The organism is Pacificoceanicola onchidii (genome assembly GCF_004804335.1).
Lineage (GTDB): Bacteria > Pseudomonadota > Alphaproteobacteria > Rhodobacterales > Rhodobacteraceae > Pacificoceanicola > Pacificoceanicola onchidii.
This window is the reverse complement of record NZ_SRXY01000001.1, coordinates 438624-460475: the sequence shown is the minus strand read 5'-3', so window position 1 is coordinate 460475 and position 21852 is coordinate 438624. Positions and strand designations below refer to the sequence as shown.

Genomic DNA, 21852 nt, shown 5'->3' with positions numbered 1-21852 from the left:
CGAGGCAAGAAAAAACCGGGACATCAGCGATGTCCCGGCGCACTCACAAACATCAGTAGGGAACGATGCCCCCGCTTCTACTGACCAAAACCGATTACCATTCATCCTTTGCGGCGGCCCAAAGCTGCGACAACCAAAAAGGCACCTGACCACTCGGCAACGGCGAAGAGGCGATCTCCACGATGGAGGCATCGTTCAGTGCCGAAGAAAGCAGGGAAAGATTAAAATCACCCTTATAACTTTCGCCGTGATAGAGCCGTGTCGGTGTTTCTGTCTCACCGTCCAAAAGCCGCACAAGCGCCTCTGCCACAGTCACGCCTAGCACCGCGCCCGCCATGCTGTCACTCGGGAAATGCACGCCCGCAACAGTGCGGTTCATGGCGATGCGCGCGGCGTGCCGATAAAGCTCGTTGCCGTTTGCGATCTCGGTCTTCGGATCAAATGCCCGGTTGTAGAACAGCCGCGTCAGCAGCGTTGCCAGGGCAAAGGCCTCCGTGGCATGGCCGGATGGCCAGGCACCGTGGCCGGGCGTCTGAATGATCGGCTGCACCTTGTAGGACATGGAAATCGGGCGCGCGACGTCAAAACCGAACTTCAGCGGCTGGTGCAGGCTGGCGATCAGGCGCAGCACGGCGAAATGCATCGCCAGCGTCCATTTCGTTGCGCTGGGGGACATATGACCAACCAGCCCGAAAAAGGACTTCAGATTGCTGATCTGGACCTTGATCTCGCCGATCCGGTCCGGGCGCAGGTCTGCGGCGGTGCGCAGATAGTGCAACTGGTTGTCCGCGAGGAAGGCATTGTCGGGCTTGTTCAGCGTGACAATGGTCTGGCCAAAGCACTGCACGGTCCCGGTTGTATTGGCCTGTTGCCCGCTGTTCAGCGTCACGCCGAACATCGCGCCAAGTGTTTTGTCGAGAACCTGCGCCTTGGGCTTGCCGCCAAGCGTCTGGTAAGCCTTCCAGCTGTCTTCGTGGATCTTGGGGGTGCGATCGGGCGTGCCGTCCCAATGGCCAACGGTGCCGTCCCGGGCGCTGCCTACCGCGCCGCTGGGTGTCCCGCCGCCACCGCGACCGTCGTACCCATCGTAGCCGTCATAGCCATCGTATCCGTCGTAGCCATCATACCCGTCATAACCATCGTACCCATCATAGCCATCGTATCCGTCATACCCAAAACGCGGCATTTCCTGTCCCCTCAAATATCCTTACGTTAACCTTTGTTCAAAGTTGTGCGCAGGTCAAAGACCGATCACGCAGCAGCCTACAAATTAACGAAATATTCACGCCTGTTGCTTGACCTCCCCTCAGGTGATAGCGTCCATAAGGGTTTTGGACTGCACCTGTTATTATGAGCACGCAGCAATTTCGCCTTCATGTGTCGGTACTCGGGCCGTTCCAACTGACCGGGCCGGATGAAGTCGTGCTTACGCCAAAAGGCGCCAAGAACCAGGCGCTCATCGCGCTGCTTGCGCTCAGCCCCGGCATGTCCCGTCCGCGCCGCTGGCTCGAAGACAAGCTCTGGTCGACCTTCGGTCCCGAGCAGGCCAGCGCCAACCTGCGGCAAGCTCTGAGCAAGCTGCGCACCGCTCTTGGCGCGCAAAGCGATATTCTGCAGACGGACCGATCCACGGTGTCGCTGAAGGCTGGAGCGGTCACGGTCGATCTGATTGACGAAATCCTGCCCGTCGATGAACGCATCGACATGTTGCAAGGGCTGGATGTGCGTGATCCGGAGTTCGAAGAATGGCTTCGGATGGAGCGCGCGGAGCTTGAGAACCGCGTCAGCCGAGCCCGCCCCATTGCCGCCACCGGCATCCTGATCAACTGCTCTTCTGCATCGGACGGCACGATGCAGGAGACCTTTCTGGGCGAGGTTCTGGCGAACCAGATCGGCGAGAACATCAGCGAGCAGATCCGCGCCTGGCGGCAATCTCAGGACGTGCCGGAACTGGCAGAACAAATGCCGGTTGCGGATGTGGCGGTTAGCTCGCAATTGCTGCGCGACGGCTCCGGCCATGCGCTTTTCGTCAAGGCCGTGCATCAGTCCAGCGGACGCATCCTCTATTCCAAACTGCAGCACATCGAGCGACTACACGACATTCTGGAAACGCCCGAACACATCGGAAAAACCGTGTTCGAGGCGGCAGACCAGATCATCGGCAAGCTGCCGCAGGTGCTCGACAGCTCTCGCCCCGAAGCCCGCGCCACCGCGCTATCCAGGCTCGGGCTTTACCGGATGTTCAGCTTTGAAGGCAAAGCGTTGAGCGAGGCCTACGGGCTGATGAAGCAGGCCTATGAGCACGATCAGAACGGAATCTATCTGGCGTGGTCGGCGTTGATCCGGATGATCCAGATTGTCGAACGCGCGGAAGGCGATCCGCAGGCGCTGCGCGAAGAGGCGGTCGACCTGCACTATCGGGCGCTTGAGGATGGCGCTGACAACCCGCTTATCCAGGCGCTGGCCGGCAAGGTGCGCGGCACCACGCTGCGCGATGGCGCGGGCTTTTTCGAATTGGCGGAGCGGGCGGTGGAACGCAATCCCGCCAACGCCATTGCGTGGAACTCGCTGGCCGAGGCGCATCTGTTTGCGGGCAACCACGAAGAGGCCCTGTCCGCCTCGAAACGCGCGAGCCACATCGCCTCGACCTCGCCGTTCAAGCACTGGTGGGACACCGGCCGCTGCCTGATTGCCATCGCCTGCAACAAGCCGGACGAGGCCATCGAGGCCGGGGAGGCGGCCACCCGATCCGCCCCGCTGTCGCGCCCCGCGCACCGCCAGCTTCTGGCGCTTTATGCGCTGAAGGGCGATCTTGCAAAAGCGCAGGCCGTGGCCGACAAGCTGACCAAGATCGAGCCGGGGTTCTCGGTGGATCGGCTGGTCAATGACGGCAATTATCCGGTCACCTTCCTGCGCAACAATGGCATGCTGGAGCCGATCCGCGCGCTGCTCTGACGCGCTATGTCAAAGCCTGCAGCAGCGCTTTCGAAGGTGTGCCCGTCACCGCGAGACCGGCAGATTGCTGGAAAGCCCGGATGGCCGCTTCGGTCTTTTTGCCAATCACCCCATCGGCCTTGCCCGCGTCAAAGCCGCGCCGCGTGAGACCGGCCTGAATGGCTTTGCGATCTTCCAAAGTCAGCCCGTATTTGTCCGGCCCGAAAGTGCCGCGCAGCGGCCCGCCGCCGTTCAGACGATCCGCCATGTAACCCACGGCCAGCCCATAGTTTTCCGACGGATTGTAGCGCAGGATCATATTGAAGTTGTGATACACGAGGAAGGTCGGACGCGAGAGGCCCATCGGCGCGAGCAGCGCCGCAGAGCCATGATCCGGCAGGCTGCCGCCCTTGGCCGCGCGGATGCCCAGGTCACGCCATGAGACCACGCTGCGCCGGTTCTTGCGCCCTGTCGGGCCGGAATAGCCCGCAGGAACAGTCACTTCGAGCCCCCACGTCTGCCCTCGCCGCCACCCGGCGCGTGACAGGAAACGGGCGGTTGTGGCGAGCGCATCGGTCGGATCATCGGTCCAGATGTCACGTTTGCCATCGCCGTTGAAGTCGACCGCATTGGCCTGATAGGCGTTCGGGATAAGCTGCGTGTGGCCCATCGCCCCGGCCCAGCTTCCCACCAGTTGCGCAGGCCGCGCGTCCCCCGTCTGAACAATCCGCAAAGCATCCATCAGGTTGGATTCAAAGAACCGCCCGCGCCGCCCTTCCCAGGCCAGCGTCGAGGTGGCCGAGATCACCGGGATCGTCCCGCGTTTGGTGCCGAAATAGCTCTCCAGACCCCAGACCGAGGCGAGGATATGCGGCGGCACGCCGTATTGTCCTTCGATCTGCGAAAGGGTTCCGCGCTGGCGGGCATAAAGCGGTTTGCCGAAGCGGATCTTCTCCTCCGGCGCGACAATGGCCAGATAATCCTCGAGCGAGCGTTTGAATTCCGTCTGGTTGCGATCCCGTTCGATCACGCCCGGCAGATAGCCTTGCCCCCGAAAGGCCGCGTTCAGCGTCTGCGCGGTAATCCCCCGCGCCATGGCCCGCTCCCGGAACGCCGCCACCCACGCATCATAAGAGGCATTCGGCTGGGGGCGCAGCCCCGGATCGGTCACCGGATCGGGCCGCGCCACCTGCGGCGCACTCAGCCCCGTGCTCATACATCCGGATAAGGAAAGCGCCACCGCGCTGAGTGTAAAATGCCGCCTGTCCATCGGTTTGCCCCGCAACTGTTTGTGCTCGTTATTCTACGGCACAATCGTAGCGCGCATCCGCTCCCCGGAAAAGACTTCTTGACCGCCTCGGCAAGGATCGGCGCGCGGGGCCTGCCGCGCGCCGCCCCAATCTCAAATCTCCAGATCGGCGATCATCAAAACCGCATCGGCGGCCTCGGCGCCTTTCTTGACGAAATGCTCGGTGTAGAAGGTGATGTGCACTTCCGTCGGCTGGAAGTGGTGCGGGGTGAGCGAGACCGAATAGGTCGGAACACCCGTTTCCATCTGTGCCTGCATCAGCCCGTCGACCACCGCAGCGGCGACAAAATCGTGCCGGTAAATCCCGCCATCGACCACCAGAGCGGCGCAGACCACGGCGTCAAACTTGCCGCTTGCGCCGAGTTTTTTCGCCAGAAGCGGCATCTCGAAAGCCCCCGGCACGTCATAGGCTGTAACCTCGTAAGGTTTGCCCGACGCGGCCATACGGGCCTCAAAACCCTTCAAAGCCTGATCGACAATCTCGCTGTGCCAGCGCGCCTTCACAAAGGCAATTTTCAGTTTTTCAGTCATGGAACCATCCTTGAGTTTGTCCAAAATGGTCCCAAGGCGTCTACAGCCGGACGGGTGCAAGACACCCGCCGGTTGGTTCTCTTCCATCCGGACTTTCACCGTCGGCGCCGGAATTTCACCGGTCTCTGCTGACCCTTTCGGTTTTACGCAAAAGGCGCTCGCGGGCTGTCACCGCCGGTAGGGAATTTCACCCCGCCCTGAGAACAGGCGCAGGTTTGGCCGCCCGAAGCGCAAAACGCAAGGGGCAAAGGTGGGGTTTGACCCTTGTGTCGCGCCGTTTGATCGGGAGTCGTTTCCATCTCCGGGATTTCGCAATCATCCGCATCGCGCCGCGCGCTCTGCGTCACACTCGGGCCAAGCAAGGAGACCGCGCCATGAACGCTCAAGCCCCCCAGACCCGCACCCGAAGCCGCGCCGGAGGCCGCTCGGCCCGCAGAAGTCTGCGCAGCGCCCGGGATTTCACCATGTTGCCGGGATTGACCAACGTGCTGCCGCGCTGCGAAGTCATGGATGGCGCACAGGTGGAGCGGATCGACGCGGCCTCCATGGACATCCTCGAAAACGTCGGTGTGGTGTTCCGCGATCCCATCGCGCTGGAAGACTGGCGACGGGCCGGGGCGAAGATTGACGGAGAAACGGTTTATCTCGATCGCGGTCTTGTGCGCGAATTGATCAAGACAATCCCGTCCGATTTCACCTACCACGCCCGCAACCCGGCCAACAATCTGCGGCTCGGCGGGCGCAATGCGGTCTTTGTCCCGATGACCGGCGCGCCCTATTTGCGCGATCTTGACGACGTTCGCCGCAATCCGACGCTGGACGATCTGGCGATGTTCCACAAGCTCAGCCAAATGTCCCCGGCGCTGCACTCCACCGCGCATCACATCGTTGAACCCTACGATCACCCGATCAGCCAGCGCCACCTGCGCATCACCTATTCGTCGATGAAACACTCGGACAAGATGTTCATGGGCATGACCACATCGCCCAAGAACGCCGAAGACGTGATGGACATGTGCGCGATCCTCTTTGGTGCGGAGTTCATGGAGGAGCACCCGGTCACCACGGGCAATATCAACGGCAACTCACCGCTGGTCTGGGATGAAACCATGCTCGGCGCGCTACGCGCCTTCTGCCGCCGCAACCAGCCTGTGCTCTGCTCACCTTTTGTCTTGGGTGGGGCCAACACGCCTGCCTCTGTCCCGGCCACGGTGGCGCAGCTTAACGCCGAAGCCCTCTCGGCACTTGCCTATACGCAGGTTGTCCGCAAAGGCGCGCCCGCGATCTATGGCCACTATCTTTCGACCGTCAGCATGAAATCAGGCGCGCCGATGGCAGGAACCCCGGAAATCAGCCTTATGAACTTCATGATCGGCCAGATGGCGCGGTATTATGACGTGCCTTGGCGCACCTCCAACACGTTGGGCGGGGCCAAGACTTTTGACGCACAGGCTGGCTATGAAAGCGCCACAACGCTCTCTTCGGTTATGCACGCCGGGGCCAATTACATCTGGCATTCTGCGGGCTGGAACGAGGCCGGAATGCACTGTTCTGTCGCGAAGTTCATCGTGGATGTGGAGCAATGCGCCATGGCGTATCGCATGGCTGAAGGACCAAAATGGGGTGACTTTGATGAGGCGTTGAAGGCGGTGCCGGACGTGGGGCCGGGGGGGCATTATCTCGGCCATCCGCACACGCAGGACAATTTCCAGACAGCCTACTTCATGCCAGAGCTGTTCGACAACAACTCGATCGAGCAATGGATGGCCGATGGCTCCAAAGAGATCACCGCGCGGGCTTTGGAGCAGGCGCGGGCGCTGTTGGCGGACTATGAGGAACCCAAACTGGACGAGGCCAGGAACGAAGAGCTTCTGGAGTACATCGCCCGTCGCGAAAGGGAGATTCCGGCGGCGGAGGCCCTCAATCAGGATCACTGAGCGCGCTTCACCTTGACCCGTGTCAAGGACGTGATCCTCCGGTCATGCCAATGTCAAGGCGGGGCAAACGGAGGATCACGCTATGAAAGTTCCATTCATCTGTCTGGCTCTGCTGGCCATGCCAGCCTTTGCGCAGGACGCCGACATAGGCCGCTCGCACTACCACACCCATTGCGCCACCTGTCACGGGCTTGAAGGGCGCGGCGATGGGCCGATGGCCGGAGTGATGTTGATCAAGCCGGTCGATCTCACCGAACTTTCGGCGCAGAACGGTGGGCGGTTTCCCTTGGAGCGCGTGGTGATGCGGATCGACGGACGCGATCCCTTGGTCAGCCATGGCTCGCCCATGCCGGTCTTTGGCGATTACTTCGAAGGCAGTTTTGATGTGCCGATCAAGGCCCCGTCCGGCCAGCCGGTGCTGACCTCGCGGCCAGTGGTAGATCTGGTGACGTACCTGCAGGAAATCCAGCGCATCGAATAGGTTAGCGCCTGCAAATGCCTCTCGTCTGTGCTCCTGCCCAGGGCAGGCGCACAACCCCTTTGCCAAGTGCGCGATCCAGTCCCTCAATGGGCATATGCTTGCCAATCATCGCCCGAAGCCGGGCGGTGCGTGGTGCCTTTGAGTCGAGCAGGCGGCAGCAGACGTACTCTTCGACAATGCTGGCCTGCTGTTCATAGCCATAGCTCAGGAAATCGCGGGTGTTGTCCGGATCAAACAGGTAGGGATCGGCGCTCGCTGCGTGCTCGGACAGCGCTTTGAGCGGTGTGAAGCCCGTCCGTTTGCGGTTCTGCCACTGCCAGACATGGGTCGCCTCATGCGCCAGCAGCATGGCCCGGAACAGATCTATCCGCTCTGGCCATCCGGCCATCAGATTGTCTTCGAACAGATCTTTTCGATAGAGGATCCGATTGTAGATCACCGTGGCGGCGGGGGAGACCTCAGCAGTCTTTTCCTCCGTGATCGGCGGCCAGATGCGCTCCTGACAGGTTGTGCGCGGGCGCACCGGGATATTGTAGACGAAAGAGCCTGCAAAATGCCCGTCGATGATCCGTATGCGCGATGTGTCAAGCTGATCACCCTGGAGCGCGGTCAAATAGGCCGTCTCGGACGGGGTCAAAGGACGACCGCAGGCGGCGAGGAACAAGAGCAAGATCAACAGGATACGCATGGCTTCATCAAACGGCGCTTCACACTGTTTGGCAAGCGTATTCAGAGGTTTGGATGCGTGTTGGTGCCCTGATCGGCGGTGTCGATGACCATCAGATCCGCCTCGTCGTTTTGGCGGCTCAGAATCCGCTCCGCAACCCAGGTATGGCTGTGTCCGGGAAACGGGGCGCGAAACCGCTCGATGAGGCGGCTGTAGCTGAAACCCAACTCGGACGCCTTGCAGAGCCGCTCGCCATTGAGCCGGTGCAAGGCCAAACCGCCACCGGCTGCGCGGAACTCGAAATTCATGGCCGCAAGGCGGCTTTGAAGCGTGTCCCACCCTTGAGCCTCCGCAATCACGGGAGCGAGGCGCGCTCGCAAGGGCGCGACAAGCTGTTCGTCCGCCCGATTGGGCGGCCTCGCGTTCTTGCGTCGAGAGATTTCCGAGGCCAACAGATTACGCACCAATTGGCCAACCGTGATGTCGCGCTCTCGCGCCATCTGCGCGGCGACAACAAGCATGTCATGCGGGAGCTGAAAGTAGACCTGTTCCATGATGCAACAAAGGTGCCGCAACTTGGTTAGCAATTCGTTTCTTCAGACGTCCAGTTCTTCAACGAACTTCGCATTCTCCTGAATATACTGGAACCGCAGCTCCGGCTTCTTGCCCATCAAGCGCTCCACCAGATCACCGGTTTCACCCGGTTCATCCTCGTCGATGGTCACCCGGATAAGCGTGCGCGTCGCCGGATCCATCGTCGTCTCCTTGAGGTCCTTCGCGTCCATCTCGCCCAGGCCTTTGAAGCGCTGCACGTCGATTTTTCCTTTTCCGCCCAATCCCTTGGCCAGTAAAGCATCCTTCGCCGGATCATCCGCCACGTAGATCCGTTTCGCCCCTTGCGTCAGACGATACAAAGGCGGGCAGGCCAGATACAAATGCCCGTTGTCGATCAGTGGCCGCATCTGCGTGAAGAAAAACGTCATCAGAAGCGAGGCGATGTGCGCGCCGTCCACGTCCGCGTCCGTCATGATGATGATCTTGTCATACCGCAGGTCATCGAGGTTGAACTTCGTCCCGAGTCCAACCCCCATCGCCTCACACAGATCGCGGATTTCCGCGTTGGAGGTCAGCTTGTTCGACGCCGCCCCCAGTACGTTCAGGATCTTGCCCTTGAGCGGCAGCAAAGCCTGCGTCTCGCGGAAACGCGCGCCTTTGGCCGAGCCACCCGCCGAGTCGCCCTCCACGATGAACAATTCCGTCCCCTCGCGGTTTTTCGCGGTACAATCCGTCAGTTTCCCGGGCAGACGCAGCTTCTTCGTCGCCGACTTCCGCGCCGTTTCCTTCTCCTGCCGCCGCCGCAGACGCTCTTCCGCCCGCAGCACCAGAAAATCCAAGATCGCGCCCGCCGATTTCGTATCCGACGCCAGCCAGTTGTCGAAGTGATCCCGCACGGAATTCTCGACCAGCCTTTGCGCCTCGGTCGTCGCCAAACGGTCTTTTGTCTGCCCCACAAACTCCGGCTCGCGGATGAAACAGGACACCAAGGCGCAGCCGCCTGTGATCAGGTCATCGCGGTTGATCTGGCTCGCCTTTTTGTTCTGGATCAGCTCGCCGTAGGCCTTCACGCCTTTCAGGATCGCGGACCAGAACCCGGCCTCATGGGTGCCGCCTTCGGGCGTCGGGACGGTGTTACAATAGGACTGGATGAAGCCATCGCGCGACGGGGTCCAGTTGATCGCCCATTCCACCTTGCCCGGCACGCCGAACTTCTCCTTGAAGTCCACCACACCCGCAAAGGGCTTCTCGCTGTAAGTTGTTGAACTGCCAAGCGTCTCTGTCAGATAGTCCGCCAGACCGCCGGGGAAGTGGAAGGTCGCCTCGGTCGGCGTTTCCTTGTCATCAATCTCCGATTTCCAGCGGATTTCCACGCCGGAGAACAGGTACGCCTTCGACCGAACCATCTTGAACAGACGCGCCGGTTTGAACCGGTGATGGCCGAAGATTTCCTCATCCGCGTGGAAGGTCGTCGCCGTGCCGCGCCGGTTCGGGGCCGCGCCGACCTTTTCCACCGGTCCAAGCGGAATCCCACGCGAGAATCGCTGCTCATAGAGCTCTTTGTTCTTGGCCACCTGCACAACCATCGAATCCGACAGCGCGTTCACCACAGAGGCACCAACCCCGTGCAGACCGCCCGAGGTCTCATAGGCATCACCCGAAAATTTCCCGCCTGCGTGCAGCGTGCAGAGGATCACCTCCAGCGCCGATTTGCCGGGGAACTTCGGGTGCGGATCAATCGGAATGCCGCGCCCGTTGTCGCGGATTTCTACTGCGTAATCAGCATGAAGGATAATCTCGATCCGGTTCGCATGGCCCGCCACGGCCTCGTCCATGGAGTTGTCGAGAATCTCGGCCACCATGTGATGCAGGGCGCGCTCATCGGTGCCGCCGATATACATGCCGGGGCGTTTGCGCACGGGCTCCAGCCCTTCGAGCACCTCGATGGAGGAGGCGTCGTAGTCCTTGACTTCGGCGGCTTGCAGAAGATCGTTTGCCATGCTCGTGCCCTGTTTGTTCTTATCGGGATTGAAAGGCATTATGGCAGAGCGCGCGGCGGGGGGGAAGGCTGCGTTTGCGCCCTTGCACCACCCGTCCCGGGCTTGACCCGGGACCTCTCTTTCCGTGTCGCTCTCCACACCCTTCGGCGCGGGCTGCAAGCCCGGGCCACGCCCGACCCTCCCCCCGGGAGGGCGTTTTTGCGCTGTTGGATGTAAAAGGATCGTTGGTCAGTGTTGGAGCGCTACGCGAGCCACAAAGGGAGTGAAACGCCCACCCAGGGTCGGGCGTGGCCCTCTGGAATTACGCTATGCGATTTTTTCACCGGATCTCTTTTTTTGCCTTGCGGCTTTTCGAGTGCAAACGGGAAGCACTTCAGTGCGAGGGCCGTTGGCTGGCCATTCAAGTAAAGTGCTTTTGATTTCAGGTATGGCAGTTTGAATAATATCGCGCAGCCAAATAAATCCGTAGCGAGCGATTTCTTCAGCGGTATGGCCTCGGCCAAGCTTGGTGCAGTAAGGTGCCGGAATGACCTCTTTTTGAGACGTCAATATAGTGCCGGGGTAGAATGATTCTTCGATCACTGCTCCTGTTATATTTCCATAGGCAGCAAACCCTTGGCCTTCGCTGTCAGATTTTACTTGGCCATTGAGTGGTTGACCGTTCAGTGAGCAGTTTACAAACGAAATGCTAGAGTTGCGTCCAATAGATGCAAAAGGCTTTCCGTTGGGAAACTGGACCTCGAAAGAGTGAGGTCGATATTCCCCTCCAACAAGGTTGTCTTTCCCCTCATCCTCGGGGTGATCGATGTGATTTCTAGACTCGCGAATAAATTGAATAACAGAATCAAAGCGTTGTTCGTTGTTTTTTCGTTTGTAGTACGAAGAAAAGTCTTGATCGGCTTCTATGATTTTTAAGGATAGTTTGATGGCCTGATAGAGGCCTCTAGCCGTATTCGCCCAAGCTAAGTGGCCATCAATATCATCTTTTGCTGTTCTAATCTCAACAATACCCCTCCTTATCCCGTGGAGTTCTATGTTGAGCCTTTTGACAGATCGCGTTCTATTTGAGTTTATAGCCATTCTTGTTCTCTTGCGCTTGGTATCTCACCAATTCCCGAACCCTACACCCCGGCCCCTCTTCCCTCAATACTTCTGACGCTATTTCGCGCCACTCCCCTTCGTCAAACGAAGGAAAAAACGCATCCGCCCCGTCCACGTCCAGATCGACCTCCGTCACCAGCATCCGGTCCGCCAAGGGCAGCAGCGCCTCGTAGATGCTCTGCCCGCCGATTCCGTAGGCGCGGAAGTAGCCCTGCGCGCGGCACAGGTCCAAAGCCGCCTCGACGGACGGTGCGGTGAACTCGGTTAAATCCGGGTTCGACGTGACCACCACATTCAGCCGTGATTTCAGCGGCTTGACGGGCAGGGACTCCCACGTCTTGCGCCCCATGATCAAAGCCCCGCCCAGCGTTTCGCGTTTGAACATGGCGAGGTCTTCGGGCGCGTGCCACGGGATGTCTCCGTCTTTGCCAATGGCTCCGTTGCGGGCGCGGGCGGCGATGAGGGTGAGCATGTCAGAAGTCCTTTATACAGCCACAGTCTTGATGTGTGGCCTAAACGGCCACGGGGGCTTTGATCGCCGGGTGCGGGTCATAGCCGTCAAAGGCAAAATCGTCATAGCGGAAGTCAAAGAGCGACGGCACGTCCCGCGTGATGCGCAAGGTCGGCAAGGGGCGGGTGTCGCGGGAGAGTTGCTCGCGCACCTGATCCATATGGTTCGAATAGATATGCGCATCGCCAATCGAATGCACAAAATCGCCCGGCTCATAGCCCGTCACATGGGCCAGCATATGGGCGAGCAGCGCATAAGAAGCGATGTTGAACGGCACGCCGAGGAACATATCGGCGGAGCGTTGATAGAGTTGCAGGTGCAGTTTTCCGCCCGAAATGCGCACCTGCCAGAGCGTATGACAGGGCGGCAGCGCCATGTCCGGCACATCGGCGGGGTTCCAGGCCGAGACGATCAGGCGGCGTGAATCGGGCGAGGTGCGGATCATCTCCAAAAGCGTTTCGATCTGGTCGATCTCGCCTTTGTACCCCGGCCAGTGGCGCCATTGATGGCCATAGACCGGGCCAAGATCGCCGGTTTCATCGGCCCATTCATCCCAGATCGAGACGCCGTTTTCTTTCAGGTATCCGATGTTCGTATCCCCCGCCAGAAACCACAAAAGCTCATGCACGATAGATTTCAGATGCAGTTTCTTTGTGGTCACCAAGGGGAAGCCATCGGCCAGCGGATAGCGCGCCTGCAGACCGAAATAGCTGGTTGTGCCGGTGCCGGTACGGTCCGTAGACGGCGTGCCGTGGTCCAGAACGGTGCGCAGGGCGTCAAGATATTGCTGCATGGAATTCTCCCGGGGGCGCGTCACAGTATGAGTCGCTGCCGACTATATCTGGTGGAGCGGGGGAGGGGGAGGCCGAGATGCAGTAGGGACTGAATTGCCTCACATTTGGTGAAATTGCGCCCGAAGGCAGGCCGGGATTTGACATGTGCGGCGCTCGCGCGCAGGCTGATCCGCAAAATATAACGGGCAAGACCTGAGGCAGTCACATGAAACGAACATTTGTTGCGCTCGCGCTGGCGAGCGTGCTTGCCGCCTGTGAGGGTGGAAATCCGGCGAGCGATGGCGAGAGCGATGGTGTTGGCACCGGGACGCAGCCGCTCGTCGATGAGCCCATGCCGACAAACGTGCCGACCGAAGGCACGGGCAACACCGGACCGGATGCCTATGGCGGCGACATCAACGACGATCTGACGATGAACAACGTCGAGTTCGACACGGCGACGGGTGAGCTTGTGCTCAACAACCTGCCGTTTGATGGCAACGATAACACCTATGCGCGGGACGCCGGGGTTTCGGGTGCCTTCACCGGCAATGGCTCAAGCTTCTCGGCCTACCGCAACGTTGAAGGGACGAACCGCTACTACGCAGTCTTCCGCCAGTCGCAGATGGGCTATGCTCAGGCCACGGCTGTTGGCACGGACAACTATGTCACCTTCGGCTTTGGTGGCGCGGCGGCGCAGCGGCTGGAAGGGTCGGGCGCGCTGCCCGATGCGGAGGAAAGCTACATCTTCGACGGCGAATATGCCGCCGTGCGTACGGTCATTGACCCCACCACCGGATCTGAAATGCAATATGTGATCGGCACGGTGCGCATCCGTGTCGATATCGAGGATTTCGATGACATTGGCGCGGTCGAAGGGTTCATCGCGGACCGGACCTTCTTTGACAACGCGGGTGTGCCGATCAACGATCTGAATGGCAGTAACGAGCGGATCTCGCTGGGCACGGCACAGATCGACTTCAGCAACTGGACGATCGAAAGCTCCACGGCCTCCGTCTACAACGGCAATAACACCAATGGGGTTGGCGCTACGGGGACATGGGAAGGGCTGTTTGCGGGGCCGAACGGCGAAGAAGTGGCCGGCATCGTCGTTGTCGAAGGGCTTGGCCCGATCGGAATTGACCCGGACACCGGCGAGTATATCGAGGTCGATGTTCGCGAAGTCGGCGGCTTCGTGGCGACGCGCTAAGCAATGCATGGTCTTGGCCGCCTTTGGCGCGCCCTGCGGGTCGCTGGCCTGTGTCTGGGTGTCGCCGCCATAGCGGGCGCTCCGGTTGTGCCGCGCGCCGCCTTGGCCGAAGCCCGGGTCAGTCTCGAAGAGGCGCGGGACATGGCGGGGCAGCTGTTGCAGTACAAACGCCCGCAAGAGGCATTGTTGCTCGCCGAAGGAATTTTGCAAGGCGCGCCGGAAGACATTCCGGCGCTGGTTCTCAAGAGCCGTGCCCTGCGCGATCTCGGACGTCTGGACGAGGCCAACGCGGTGGCCGCCGAAGCGCGCGCGCTGGCGGGTACCGACAAGGACCGGTTCTTTGCCGCGCTGGTCACGGCGCAGGCGCAAGCCTCCAGCGGCAACAAGGGCTTTGCGCAATACTGGCTGCGCCGCGCGGCGCAGGTGGCTCCGGATGACCGGACCCGCGCGCTTGCGGTGCGGGACTTTCGCCATGTTCGGAGCACCACGCCCTGGCGTCTCAAGCTGAATTTCTATGCGCAGCCGTCTGACAATCTCAACGGCGCGCCCAAAACCAACGCCTTCACCTTTGCCGGGCTGACCTTTGAAAACCCGGCCGCCGTGCCGCTCTCCGGGATGCGCTATGGCGGGGATGTCGCCTTCACCTATCGCTTCGCCCTGAGCGAACACAGTCGGGTCAATCTCGGGGCCTCGGCGGGGATCGAACGGGTGCGCTTCTCCAAGTCCGCCCGCGATACGGTGCCGGGCATCGACAATGCCGACTACAGTCGCGACCGGCTCGGCTTTTCGCTTGGGTATGAGCGCAAGAGCGCGGACAAGGCCTGGCTCGGCTCTGCCAAGCTCTCCGTGTCGCGCTACTGGGGCGGCGGGCAGCATATTTCGGATGCGGCGCGGCTCGACCTTGGCATCGCCCGCCGTCTCGCCGAAGGCTGGACCGGGCGTCTGCAACTTGGGATCGAGGATGAAACCCGCCACGATTCGCGCCAGCGCAGTGCGCAAACGCAGGAAGCCACCGTCACCCTGACCCGGCACCTGGACAAAGCCGCGATCAGCCTGCAACTCAGCGCCGCCGATGTGGCCTCTGACTCGCGGCTGGTAGAGCGCAGCAGCCAGATGGCGGCGGTCAAATACAGCGTCACGCGCCCGGTGGCGGGCATGTTGCCGAGCCTGACGCTCAGCTACGCGGTGGACGACTATGCCGAGGCGCCGTTTGGCTGGTGGGTGGATCCGCGCCGGGACGAGGAATGGGGCCTGTCGCTCGACGTGCTGCTGCCGAAAATGGACTACATGGGCTTCGCCCCGGAAATCGGGGTTTCCTTCCGCGACAGAAGCTCCAATTACTCCCTCTATGAAACGCAAAGCACCGATTTGCGGTTGGGGCTCAAGTCGGTATTCTGACGGCTGACACGAGCAGGACGGGAGGAACCCATGGGAACGCGCTATCTTCACACGATGGTCCGGGTCAAAGACCTTGATGCATCCATCGACTTTTACAAGCGGCTTGGGCTGATTGAACGCAATCGCAAGGAAAGCGAGGCCGGGCGGTTCACGCTGGTTTTCCTTTGCCCACCCGATCAGGCGGATGGCCATGCGGATGTGGAACTGACCTACAACTGGGACGGCGATGACAGTCTGCCGTCGGATTCGCGCCACTTTGGCCACCTCGCCTACACGGTGGAGAACATCTACGAGATGTGCCAGTCGCTGATGGACGCCGGGATCACCATCAACCGCCCGCCGCGCGATGGCCACATGGCCTTTGTCCGCTCGCCCGACAATGTCTCGATCGAATTGTTGCAAGAGGGCGAGTCGCTGCCGCCGCAGGAGCCATGGGCCTCCATGGAAAACACCGGGCACTGGTGAGATCGCCTTGCGGGCGCTGATCGCTTTCTTACTGCTCTGTGCATTGCCGGGCGCGGCATGGGCACAGGGCCATTGCCGTCTGGCCTTGCTCTTGGCGATGGACGTGTCCAGTTCGGTGGACGCGGAGGAATACGCGCTGCAACGGGACGGCACGGCGCAGGCCTTGCTGTCGCCCGAGGTCAAGGCGGCGATCCTCTCCGAAGGCGGCGGATCCGTTGCGCTGGCGGCGTATGAATGGAGCGGACGGCGGCAATCGGTGGTGATCCTCGACTGGACCATGCTCCGCAGCGAGGCGGACATTGAAACCGCTGCGGAAACGCTGCGCAGCGCCCGCCGCTCTTACGCCCGCTTCCCCACGGCGCTGGGCTATGCCTTGGGTTATGGCGCCACGCTGCTGCAACGCGCCCCGCGCTGCGACCGGCAGGTGATCGATGTATCCGGGGACGGCATCACCAACGACGGCTTCGGTCCGGAACTGGCCTACAAGCACTTTCCCTTTGACGGGGTGACGGTGAACGCGCTCGCGGTGCTGGGCGCCGACCCGGCGGTCGAGGATCACTACGAGTTCTTCGTGCTGAAAGGGCCGGGGGCCTTTGTCGAAACCTCGGACGGCTACGCTGGCTTTTTCGAAGCCATGCAGCGCAAGCTGCTGCGCGAGATCAAGGTGCGGATTTTCGGGGCTTTGAGGTGACCGCCGTCACCCCTTGAGAACCCGGTCCGCCTTGCGGCGGACCAGCACGAGCCGCAGATCGTGCATGGCCAGCAGAAGCTCATCTGTCACCGCCTCCAAAGCCTCCGGCTCCGCCCGGCTTTGCGCCCATTGCGCCACTTGGTGCAGATGATCCACCGTGCGCCGAATATCGTCGATTTCGCGCGCAGCCAATGCTGCTTTGCGCTCGGCCATCCATGTCTCGATGGCGTCAACCTCGGCCTCGGTCAGCACGTGATCCCCGTGCGGGCGGATTTCGCCCTTGTTCAGGTTGACCACGGCAATCTGGTCGAGATCGATCCGGCGTTGACGGTTTTCCGTGTCCACGCGGAAAACCATCGCGCCATTGTCACGCGTGCGGAAATAGAACTCGGGCAGATCGGTGGACATCGCGTTCCCCTTCAGCTCAGACCGTCGCAGAACGCCTTGATCCGGGCGCAGGCCTCGGTCAGCTGTGCGTCAGAGGCCGCATAGCTCACCCGGAAACAGGGCGAGAGGCCAAAGGCCGCGCCAAAGACTACGGCCACGCCATGCTCTTCAAGCAGCGCTTTGCAGAACGCCTCGTCGTCGCTGATCGCTGTGCCGCCTTTGCTGGTCTTGCCGATGCAGTCCGAAATGTCCGGATAGACATAAAACGCCCCTTCCGGCACCGGGCAGGTGATGCCGTCGCAGCCGTTCAGCCCGGCCACAACCAGATCCCGCCGCCGCAGGAAGGCGTCATTGCGCTCGGCCAGGAAATCCTGCGGCCCGTTCAGCGCTTCGACCGCCGCCCATTGCGAGATCGACGAAGGGTTCGTGGTGCTTTGTGATTGCAGCTTGCGCATGGCGGCGATCAGATGCTCCGGCCCGCCGGCGTAGCCAATCCGCCAGCCTGTCATGGCATAGGCCTTGCTCACGCCGTTCACCGTCAGCGTCCGATCATACAGGCCCGGCTCCACCTGAGCAGGCGTGCAGAACGCGAAGCCGTCATAAGCAAGGTGCTCATACATATCGTCCGACATGACCCAGACATGCGGATGGCGCATCAGCACGTCAGTCAGCGCTTTCAGCTCATCGCGCGTATAGCCCGCGCCGGTGGGGTTCGACGGCGAGTTGAAGATGAACCACTTCGTCGCAGGGGTGATGGCCGCTTCCAGGGCTTCGGGCGTGATCTTGTAGCCCATCTGGCGCTCGCCCTTGACGATCACCGGCTCGCCACCGCCAAGCCGCACCATATCCGGGTAGGACACCCAGTAAGGGGCCGGGATGATCACCTCGTCGCCGGGGTTCAGCGTGGCCAGAAGCGCGTTGTAAAGCACCTGCTTGCCGCCCGTGGAGACGGAGATCTGCGACGGCTTGTAATCCAACCCGTTCTCACGCTTGAACTTGTCACAGACCGCCTGTTTCAGCTCGGGAATGCCATCGGGTGCCGTGTATTTCGTTTTCCCACCCTGAATCGCCGCAATCGCAGCGGCCTTGATGTTGTCCGGCGTGTCAAAGTCGGGCTCGCCAGCGCTGAGGGAGATGATATCCCGGCCTTGATCGGCCAGGTCACGAGCCAGCTGCGAGATCGCCACCGTGGGAGACGGCGAGACGCGGGCCAGCGTTTTGGAAAGGAAAGACATGCGGGTCATCCGTTTGTAATGTGCCGCAGTCTGTCATAGGGTCTGGACCCGATCATTGTCCAGCCTTAGCAACGGGCAAGCCCCGGAAGGAAGGAAGTTATGACTGACACCACCGCTGAAATCGACTGGTATGGGCCGGAAGCGGCCACCTTCGGTGATCGTCTTGCTGCCGGGCGCGAAGCCGCTGGCATGACTCAACAGATTCTGGCCAAGCGTCTGGGCGTCAAATTGTCCACCCTGCAAGGCTGGGAAGATGACGTCTCGGAGCCGCGCGCCAACAAGCTCTCCATGCTTTCGGGTGTGCTCAACGTCTCGATGGTCTGGCTGATCACCGGTGAAGGCGAGGGCCTCAGCGCACCCGAAGACGAAACGATCACGCCGGAAATGTCCGACATCCTGGGCGAGATTCGCGCCATGCGGGTCAAAATGAAATCACAGGCAGACAAACTGGGGCGCCTCGAGAAATCCTTGCGCCTGCTTTTGAAGGAAAACGGCTGAAATGGTTGAAGATCGCGAAACCCGCAAGAAACGGCTTGCCATGCGCTCCATGCGGCGCGGAACCAAGGAGATGGACATTCTCCTGATCCGCTACAGCAATGCGCGGCTTGCGGGCATGAGCGATCCGGAACTGGACGCCTACGAGGCACTTCTGTCTGAAAACGATCAGGATCTGTACCAGTGGATCTCCGGCCAGGTGCCTGCGCCCGAGGCCCATGCGCCGCTGGTCGAAAGCATCCGCGACGTGGCCTCCGGGGCGGGCTGAAGCATCCCCGCAGGGGCAATCCGCGACGTTCGATTGAAATGCGGCGAAAATATACGTCGCATTTTCCACATTATCGCAGCCATTTAACGCTATATTGGTCTTTCCCCTTCAGTTTCCGCTCAGTTCAAATCAGGCGGAGACCGATATGAGTATACATTCTTCGATGGCCAAGCCCTCTGAGCAAGGGTACATGGCCAGCTATCTTGACGCGCTCAGCCTCGTGGAACGGCTCCACCGGCTCTTGCTGGACGTGATCAAGGATGAGTTCGAGCGGCTCGGTATTATCGACGTGAACGCGGTGCAGGCGCTCTTGCTGTTCAACATCGGTGACAACGAGGTGACGGCGGGCGAATTGAAATCGCGCGGCTACTATCAGGGCTCCAACGTGAGCTATAACCTGAAAAAGCTGGTCGAAATGGGCTACATGCACCATCAGCGCTGTGAGATTGACCGCCGCTCCGTGCGTGTGCGTCTCACCCAGCGGGGGCGCGAAATCCGTGACATCGTCGCTGAGCTGTTCCAGCGCCATGCCGAAGGACTTCAGGGCAAAGGCGTGCTGAGCATCGACGGCATTGATGAGATCACAACCTCGCTGCGCCGTGTCGAGCGCTACTGGACGGATCAGATCCGTTACATCTACTAAACCCCGTCGTCAGGCCGACAATCGCAGGCAGAACGCCGCGCGGCCACGAAAAACCGGCAGAGCGAACGGATCGGCAGAAGGCCGTTCAGGCTCCTGCTCTTGCCCGCGCCCCTTTGCGGCGCCCCTCCCGTCATTCCCCGGATTCCTTCCCTTGCTTGCGGCGCGGTTGCGCGGGATCGCTCGGGAATTTCGATCAAATCCCCGATTTCACACAGTAAAAAATTGACTTGAGCGACCCGACTGATAGCCTGCGTTGCAAACAACCACACTTTTTCCGGTCACGATGGGGGACATCATGCGTATTCTTGGAACACTCGGCCTCGCGGCAGGCTTTGCAATGACCGCCGGCGCGGCATTCGCCTGGGGTGACATGTACATGGGCGACGCGACAAACGATCCCAACTCCAACTTCCTCGTGCACAGCTACAAGGCCCCGAACATGTGCCCTGCTGGCCTGCAGCCGGTGACCATGGGCGGTGTGATCTGCTGCGGCACCCCGAACGCCGGGCCGTACATCAACCGCGCGGGCGGCAAGAAGCACAAAGTGCGCCACAAGGCTCCGGCCGCCTACGCCCCGGTGGGCGAAAAAGGCGTGGTTTACCGCTAATTGCGATCCGCGCCCCGCTGCGGGCGCTACACCCTTGGCATTTCAGGTCAGGCCGCGTATACGCGCGGCCTGATTGCTTATGAAGGGCCGAACCGATGCAGGGCAGCGCGAATCTTAACATCATGATGAAGGCCGCGCGCAAAGCGGGCCGCAGCCTCGTCAAAGACTTCCGCGAAGTCGAGAACCTGCAGGTCTCGCAGCGCGGGGCGGGCGATTTTGTCAGCCGCGCCGATGCCGCCGCCGAAGAGATCCTGAAAGAAGAGCTGATGACCGTGCGCAGCTACGGCTGGCTCGGCGGGCGCAGCGGTGAAATTGAAGGTCAGGACCCGACACGCCGCTGGCTGGTGGATCCTCTGGGCGGCGCATCGAACTTTCTGCACGGTCTGCCGCATTGGTGCATCTCCATCGCGCTGGAGCACAAAGGCCAGATCGTCTCCGCCGTCATTTTTGATCCGGCTAAAGACGAGATGTTCTACTCCGAGCGCGGCGCGGGCGCATGGCTCAACGATTCCAAGCGGATGCGCGTCTCTGGCCGTCACCGCATGAACGAGGCGCTGTTCGCCACCGAAGTGCCTTTCAGCACCCGCCGCACGCTGCCCGCCACGATCAAGGACCTCGCCAAACTCATGCCGGAATGCGCAGGCGCACGGCAGTGGGGTACCCCGGCGCTTGATCTCGCTTATGTCGCCGCAGGCCGCTTCGATGGCTTCTGGGCGCGCGAAATGGAGCTGCATCGCATCGCGGCAGGTACGCTCATCGCCAAGGAAGCGGGCGCGTTGCTCGAAGGCGTCCGCGCCGATCAGGACCGGCTCGACAGCGGCTCGGTCCTTTGCGCCAGCAACAACATCTTCGATCCCTTCGCCAAGATCATCCGCTCCGTCTGATCTTCGACAGGCTTAACGGCGCGGGATCTTCGGAATCCGCGTGCGCGCATTGGTGTAATCCGCGTCGGGATGCGGCGGATGGCCGTCCGTGCGCCGCCAGAACGCCGTCCCGCCCAGTCGCAGCCAAAGCGGCAGGGCAAACAGCACCCCAAGCGCAAAGCCGCCCGCGTGGGCCCAATAGGCCACACCGCCCGCACCGGCCGGGGTGCCAAAGCCGCCGAACAGCTGCATGCCGAACCAAAGCGCCAGCACGGTCCAGGAGGGCAGGGGGATGATGCGGAAAATGACGATCAGGATCACCAGAATATCGACGCGCGCCTTCGGGAACAGCAGCAGGTAACCGCCCATCACCCCGGCAATCGCGCCGGATGCGCCAACCGTGGGAATGGTAGAATACGGCCCGCTGAGATAATGCGTCAGCCCCGCGCCCAACCCGCAGGCAAGATAGAAGATCAGGTAAGGGCCATGGCCCATCTCATCTTCGACGTTGTCACCAAAAATAAACAAAAACAGCATGTTACCGCCCAGGTGCGCAAGGCCCCCGTGCAAGAACATGGAGCTGAGAAAGCCCGTGTAACCGTAACCTTCGGTCACAAAGGCGGGCACAAGTGCCCAATCGGCATAAAAACGGAACAGCGCACGCTGGTCGCCGTGCAGGTGCCACATGCTGAGGAAAATGCCGACATTGGCGATGATCAGTATGTATGTGACGTAAGGAATGCGCCCCGAAGGGTTGTGATCTCTGATTGGAAACATGCCCCGCAGAATGA

Annotated in this window: 24 protein-coding genes and 1 riboswitch; of the genes, 12 read left to right on the top strand and 12 right to left on the bottom strand. The window is 61.0% G+C overall.

Annotation, left to right across the window (positions count from 1 at the left end; genetic code table 11):
• Positions 1-94: 94 nt before the first annotated feature.
• Positions 95-1186, bottom strand: a complete 1092-nt coding sequence (locus E4662_RS02225) for a phosphatase PAP2 family protein (RefSeq protein WP_136439634.1) — start codon at positions 1184-1186, stop codon at positions 95-97.
• 164 nt (positions 1187-1350) lie between these two features.
• Here E4662_RS02225 and E4662_RS02220 point away from each other — a divergent pair, with 164 nt between their 5' ends.
• Complete coding sequence (locus tag E4662_RS02220; protein ID WP_136439633.1) at positions 1351-2955, top strand: AfsR/SARP family transcriptional regulator; 1605 nt, start codon at positions 1351-1353, stop codon at positions 2953-2955.
• A 4-nt stretch (positions 2956-2959) separates the two neighbouring features.
• On the opposite strand, the gene E4662_RS02215 is transcribed toward E4662_RS02220, so the two are convergent.
• Entirely contained in the window at positions 2960-4150 is a 1191-nt protein-coding gene (locus E4662_RS02215) for a lytic murein transglycosylase (protein WP_240705093.1), read from the bottom strand.
• A gap of 186 nt (positions 4151-4336) precedes the next feature.
• Positions 4337-4774 (bottom strand): 6,7-dimethyl-8-ribityllumazine synthase, encoded by a 438-nt coding sequence (locus E4662_RS02210; RefSeq protein ID WP_136439631.1) that lies wholly within the window; start codon positions 4772-4774, stop codon positions 4337-4339.
• Between the two features lie 71 nt (positions 4775-4845).
• Positions 4846-4983, bottom strand: a riboswitch (FMN riboswitch).
• A 165-nt stretch (positions 4984-5148) separates the two neighbouring features.
• Here E4662_RS02210 and E4662_RS02205 point away from each other — a divergent pair.
• Positions 5149-6711, top strand: a complete 1563-nt coding sequence (locus E4662_RS02205; protein WP_136439630.1) for a trimethylamine methyltransferase family protein — start codon at positions 5149-5151, stop codon at positions 6709-6711.
• 82 nt (positions 6712-6793) lie between these two features.
• A complete protein-coding gene (locus E4662_RS02200) occupies positions 6794-7192 on the top strand; it encodes a c-type cytochrome (protein WP_136439629.1) in 399 nt (132 codons plus the stop codon).
• A gap of 1 nt (position 7193) precedes the next feature.
• Here the strand turns inward: E4662_RS02200 and E4662_RS02195 are convergent, their stop codons facing one another.
• From E4662_RS02195 to E4662_RS02170, 6 genes are all read right to left on the bottom strand, one after another.
• Positions 7194-7880, bottom strand: coding sequence for a hypothetical protein (locus E4662_RS02195; RefSeq protein WP_136439628.1), 687 nt, complete (start codon positions 7878-7880; stop codon positions 7194-7196).
• Between the two features lie 41 nt (positions 7881-7921).
• Positions 7922-8413, bottom strand: a complete 492-nt coding sequence (locus E4662_RS02190) for a hypothetical protein (protein WP_136439627.1) — start codon at positions 8411-8413, stop codon at positions 7922-7924.
• 42 nt (positions 8414-8455) lie between these two features.
• Positions 8456-10414 (bottom strand): DNA topoisomerase IV subunit B, encoded by a 1959-nt coding sequence (gene parE / locus E4662_RS02185; RefSeq protein WP_136439626.1) that lies wholly within the window; start codon positions 10412-10414, stop codon positions 8456-8458.
• 306 nt (positions 10415-10720) lie between these two features.
• Entirely contained in the window at positions 10721-11494 is a 774-nt protein-coding gene (locus E4662_RS02180; RefSeq protein ID WP_136439625.1) for a hypothetical protein, read from the bottom strand.
• Positions 11475-11987, bottom strand: a complete 513-nt coding sequence (locus E4662_RS02175) for a dihydrofolate reductase (protein ID WP_136439624.1) — start codon at positions 11985-11987, stop codon at positions 11475-11477. The genes E4662_RS02180 and E4662_RS02175 overlap by 20 nt, the downstream gene beginning before the upstream one ends.
• A gap of 40 nt (positions 11988-12027) precedes the next feature.
• Positions 12028-12819 carry a thymidylate synthase gene (locus tag E4662_RS02170; RefSeq protein WP_136439623.1) on the bottom strand — a complete coding sequence of 264 codons (792 nt, stop codon included), beginning with the start codon at positions 12817-12819 and terminating at the stop codon, positions 12028-12030.
• Positions 12820-13025: 206 nt separating this feature from the next.
• Between E4662_RS02170 and E4662_RS02165 the strand changes: the two genes are divergently transcribed.
• Genes E4662_RS02165 through E4662_RS02150 form a run of 4 tightly spaced genes read left to right on the top strand, consistent with a single transcriptional unit; the run spans position 13026 to position 16563 of the window.
• A complete protein-coding gene (locus tag E4662_RS02165; RefSeq protein ID WP_136439622.1) occupies positions 13026-14009 on the top strand; it encodes a hypothetical protein in 984 nt (327 codons plus the stop codon).
• 3 nt (positions 14010-14012) lie between these two features.
• Positions 14013-15407, top strand: coding sequence for a surface lipoprotein assembly modifier (locus E4662_RS02160; RefSeq protein ID WP_136439621.1), 1395 nt, complete (start codon positions 14013-14015; stop codon positions 15405-15407).
• A 30-nt stretch (positions 15408-15437) separates the two neighbouring features.
• A complete protein-coding gene (locus E4662_RS02155) occupies positions 15438-15872 on the top strand; it encodes a VOC family protein (protein WP_136439620.1) in 435 nt (144 codons plus the stop codon).
• A 7-nt stretch (positions 15873-15879) separates the two neighbouring features.
• Positions 15880-16563, top strand: a complete 684-nt coding sequence (locus tag E4662_RS02150) for a DUF1194 domain-containing protein (protein WP_338113489.1) — start codon at positions 15880-15882, stop codon at positions 16561-16563.
• Positions 16564-16569: 6 nt separating this feature from the next.
• Here E4662_RS02150 and E4662_RS02145 read toward each other — a convergent pair whose 3' ends face one another.
• Both E4662_RS02145 and E4662_RS02140 read right to left on the bottom strand, forming a co-directional pair.
• Positions 16570-16971: a hypothetical protein gene (locus E4662_RS02145; RefSeq protein WP_136439618.1), complete on the bottom strand. Its 402-nt coding sequence runs from the start codon at positions 16969-16971 to the stop codon at positions 16570-16572.
• Between the two features lie 11 nt (positions 16972-16982).
• Positions 16983-18185 (bottom strand): pyridoxal phosphate-dependent aminotransferase, encoded by a 1203-nt coding sequence (locus E4662_RS02140; RefSeq protein ID WP_136439617.1) that lies wholly within the window; start codon positions 18183-18185, stop codon positions 16983-16985.
• Between the two features lie 99 nt (positions 18186-18284).
• Between E4662_RS02140 and E4662_RS02135 the strand changes: the two genes are divergently transcribed.
• The 5 genes from E4662_RS02135 to E4662_RS02115 all read left to right on the top strand — a co-directional run bounded on the left by E4662_RS02135 (position 18285) and on the right by E4662_RS02115 (position 21082).
• Positions 18285-18683 (top strand): helix-turn-helix domain-containing protein, encoded by a 399-nt coding sequence (locus tag E4662_RS02135; RefSeq protein ID WP_136439616.1) that lies wholly within the window; start codon positions 18285-18287, stop codon positions 18681-18683.
• Position 18684: 1 nt separating this feature from the next.
• Positions 18685-18948 (top strand): FAD assembly factor SdhE, encoded by a 264-nt coding sequence (locus tag E4662_RS02130; protein ID WP_136439615.1) that lies wholly within the window; start codon positions 18685-18687, stop codon positions 18946-18948.
• A 145-nt stretch (positions 18949-19093) separates the two neighbouring features.
• Entirely contained in the window at positions 19094-19591 is a 498-nt protein-coding gene (locus E4662_RS02125; protein ID WP_136439614.1) for a MarR family winged helix-turn-helix transcriptional regulator, read from the top strand.
• 295 nt (positions 19592-19886) lie between these two features.
• The gene (locus E4662_RS02120; RefSeq protein ID WP_136439613.1) at positions 19887-20198 is read left to right on the top strand and encodes a hypothetical protein; all 312 of its coding nucleotides are present in this window, start codon (positions 19887-19889) and stop codon (positions 20196-20198) included.
• Between the two features lie 95 nt (positions 20199-20293).
• Positions 20294-21082 (top strand): inositol monophosphatase family protein, encoded by a 789-nt coding sequence (locus E4662_RS02115; protein ID WP_136439612.1) that lies wholly within the window; start codon positions 20294-20296, stop codon positions 21080-21082.
• 12 nt (positions 21083-21094) lie between these two features.
• Here E4662_RS02115 and E4662_RS02110 read toward each other — a convergent pair whose 3' ends face one another.
• Positions 21095-21838, bottom strand: coding sequence for a rhomboid family intramembrane serine protease (locus tag E4662_RS02110; protein WP_136439611.1), 744 nt, complete (start codon positions 21836-21838; stop codon positions 21095-21097).
• Positions 21839-21852: the final 14 nt, after the last annotated feature.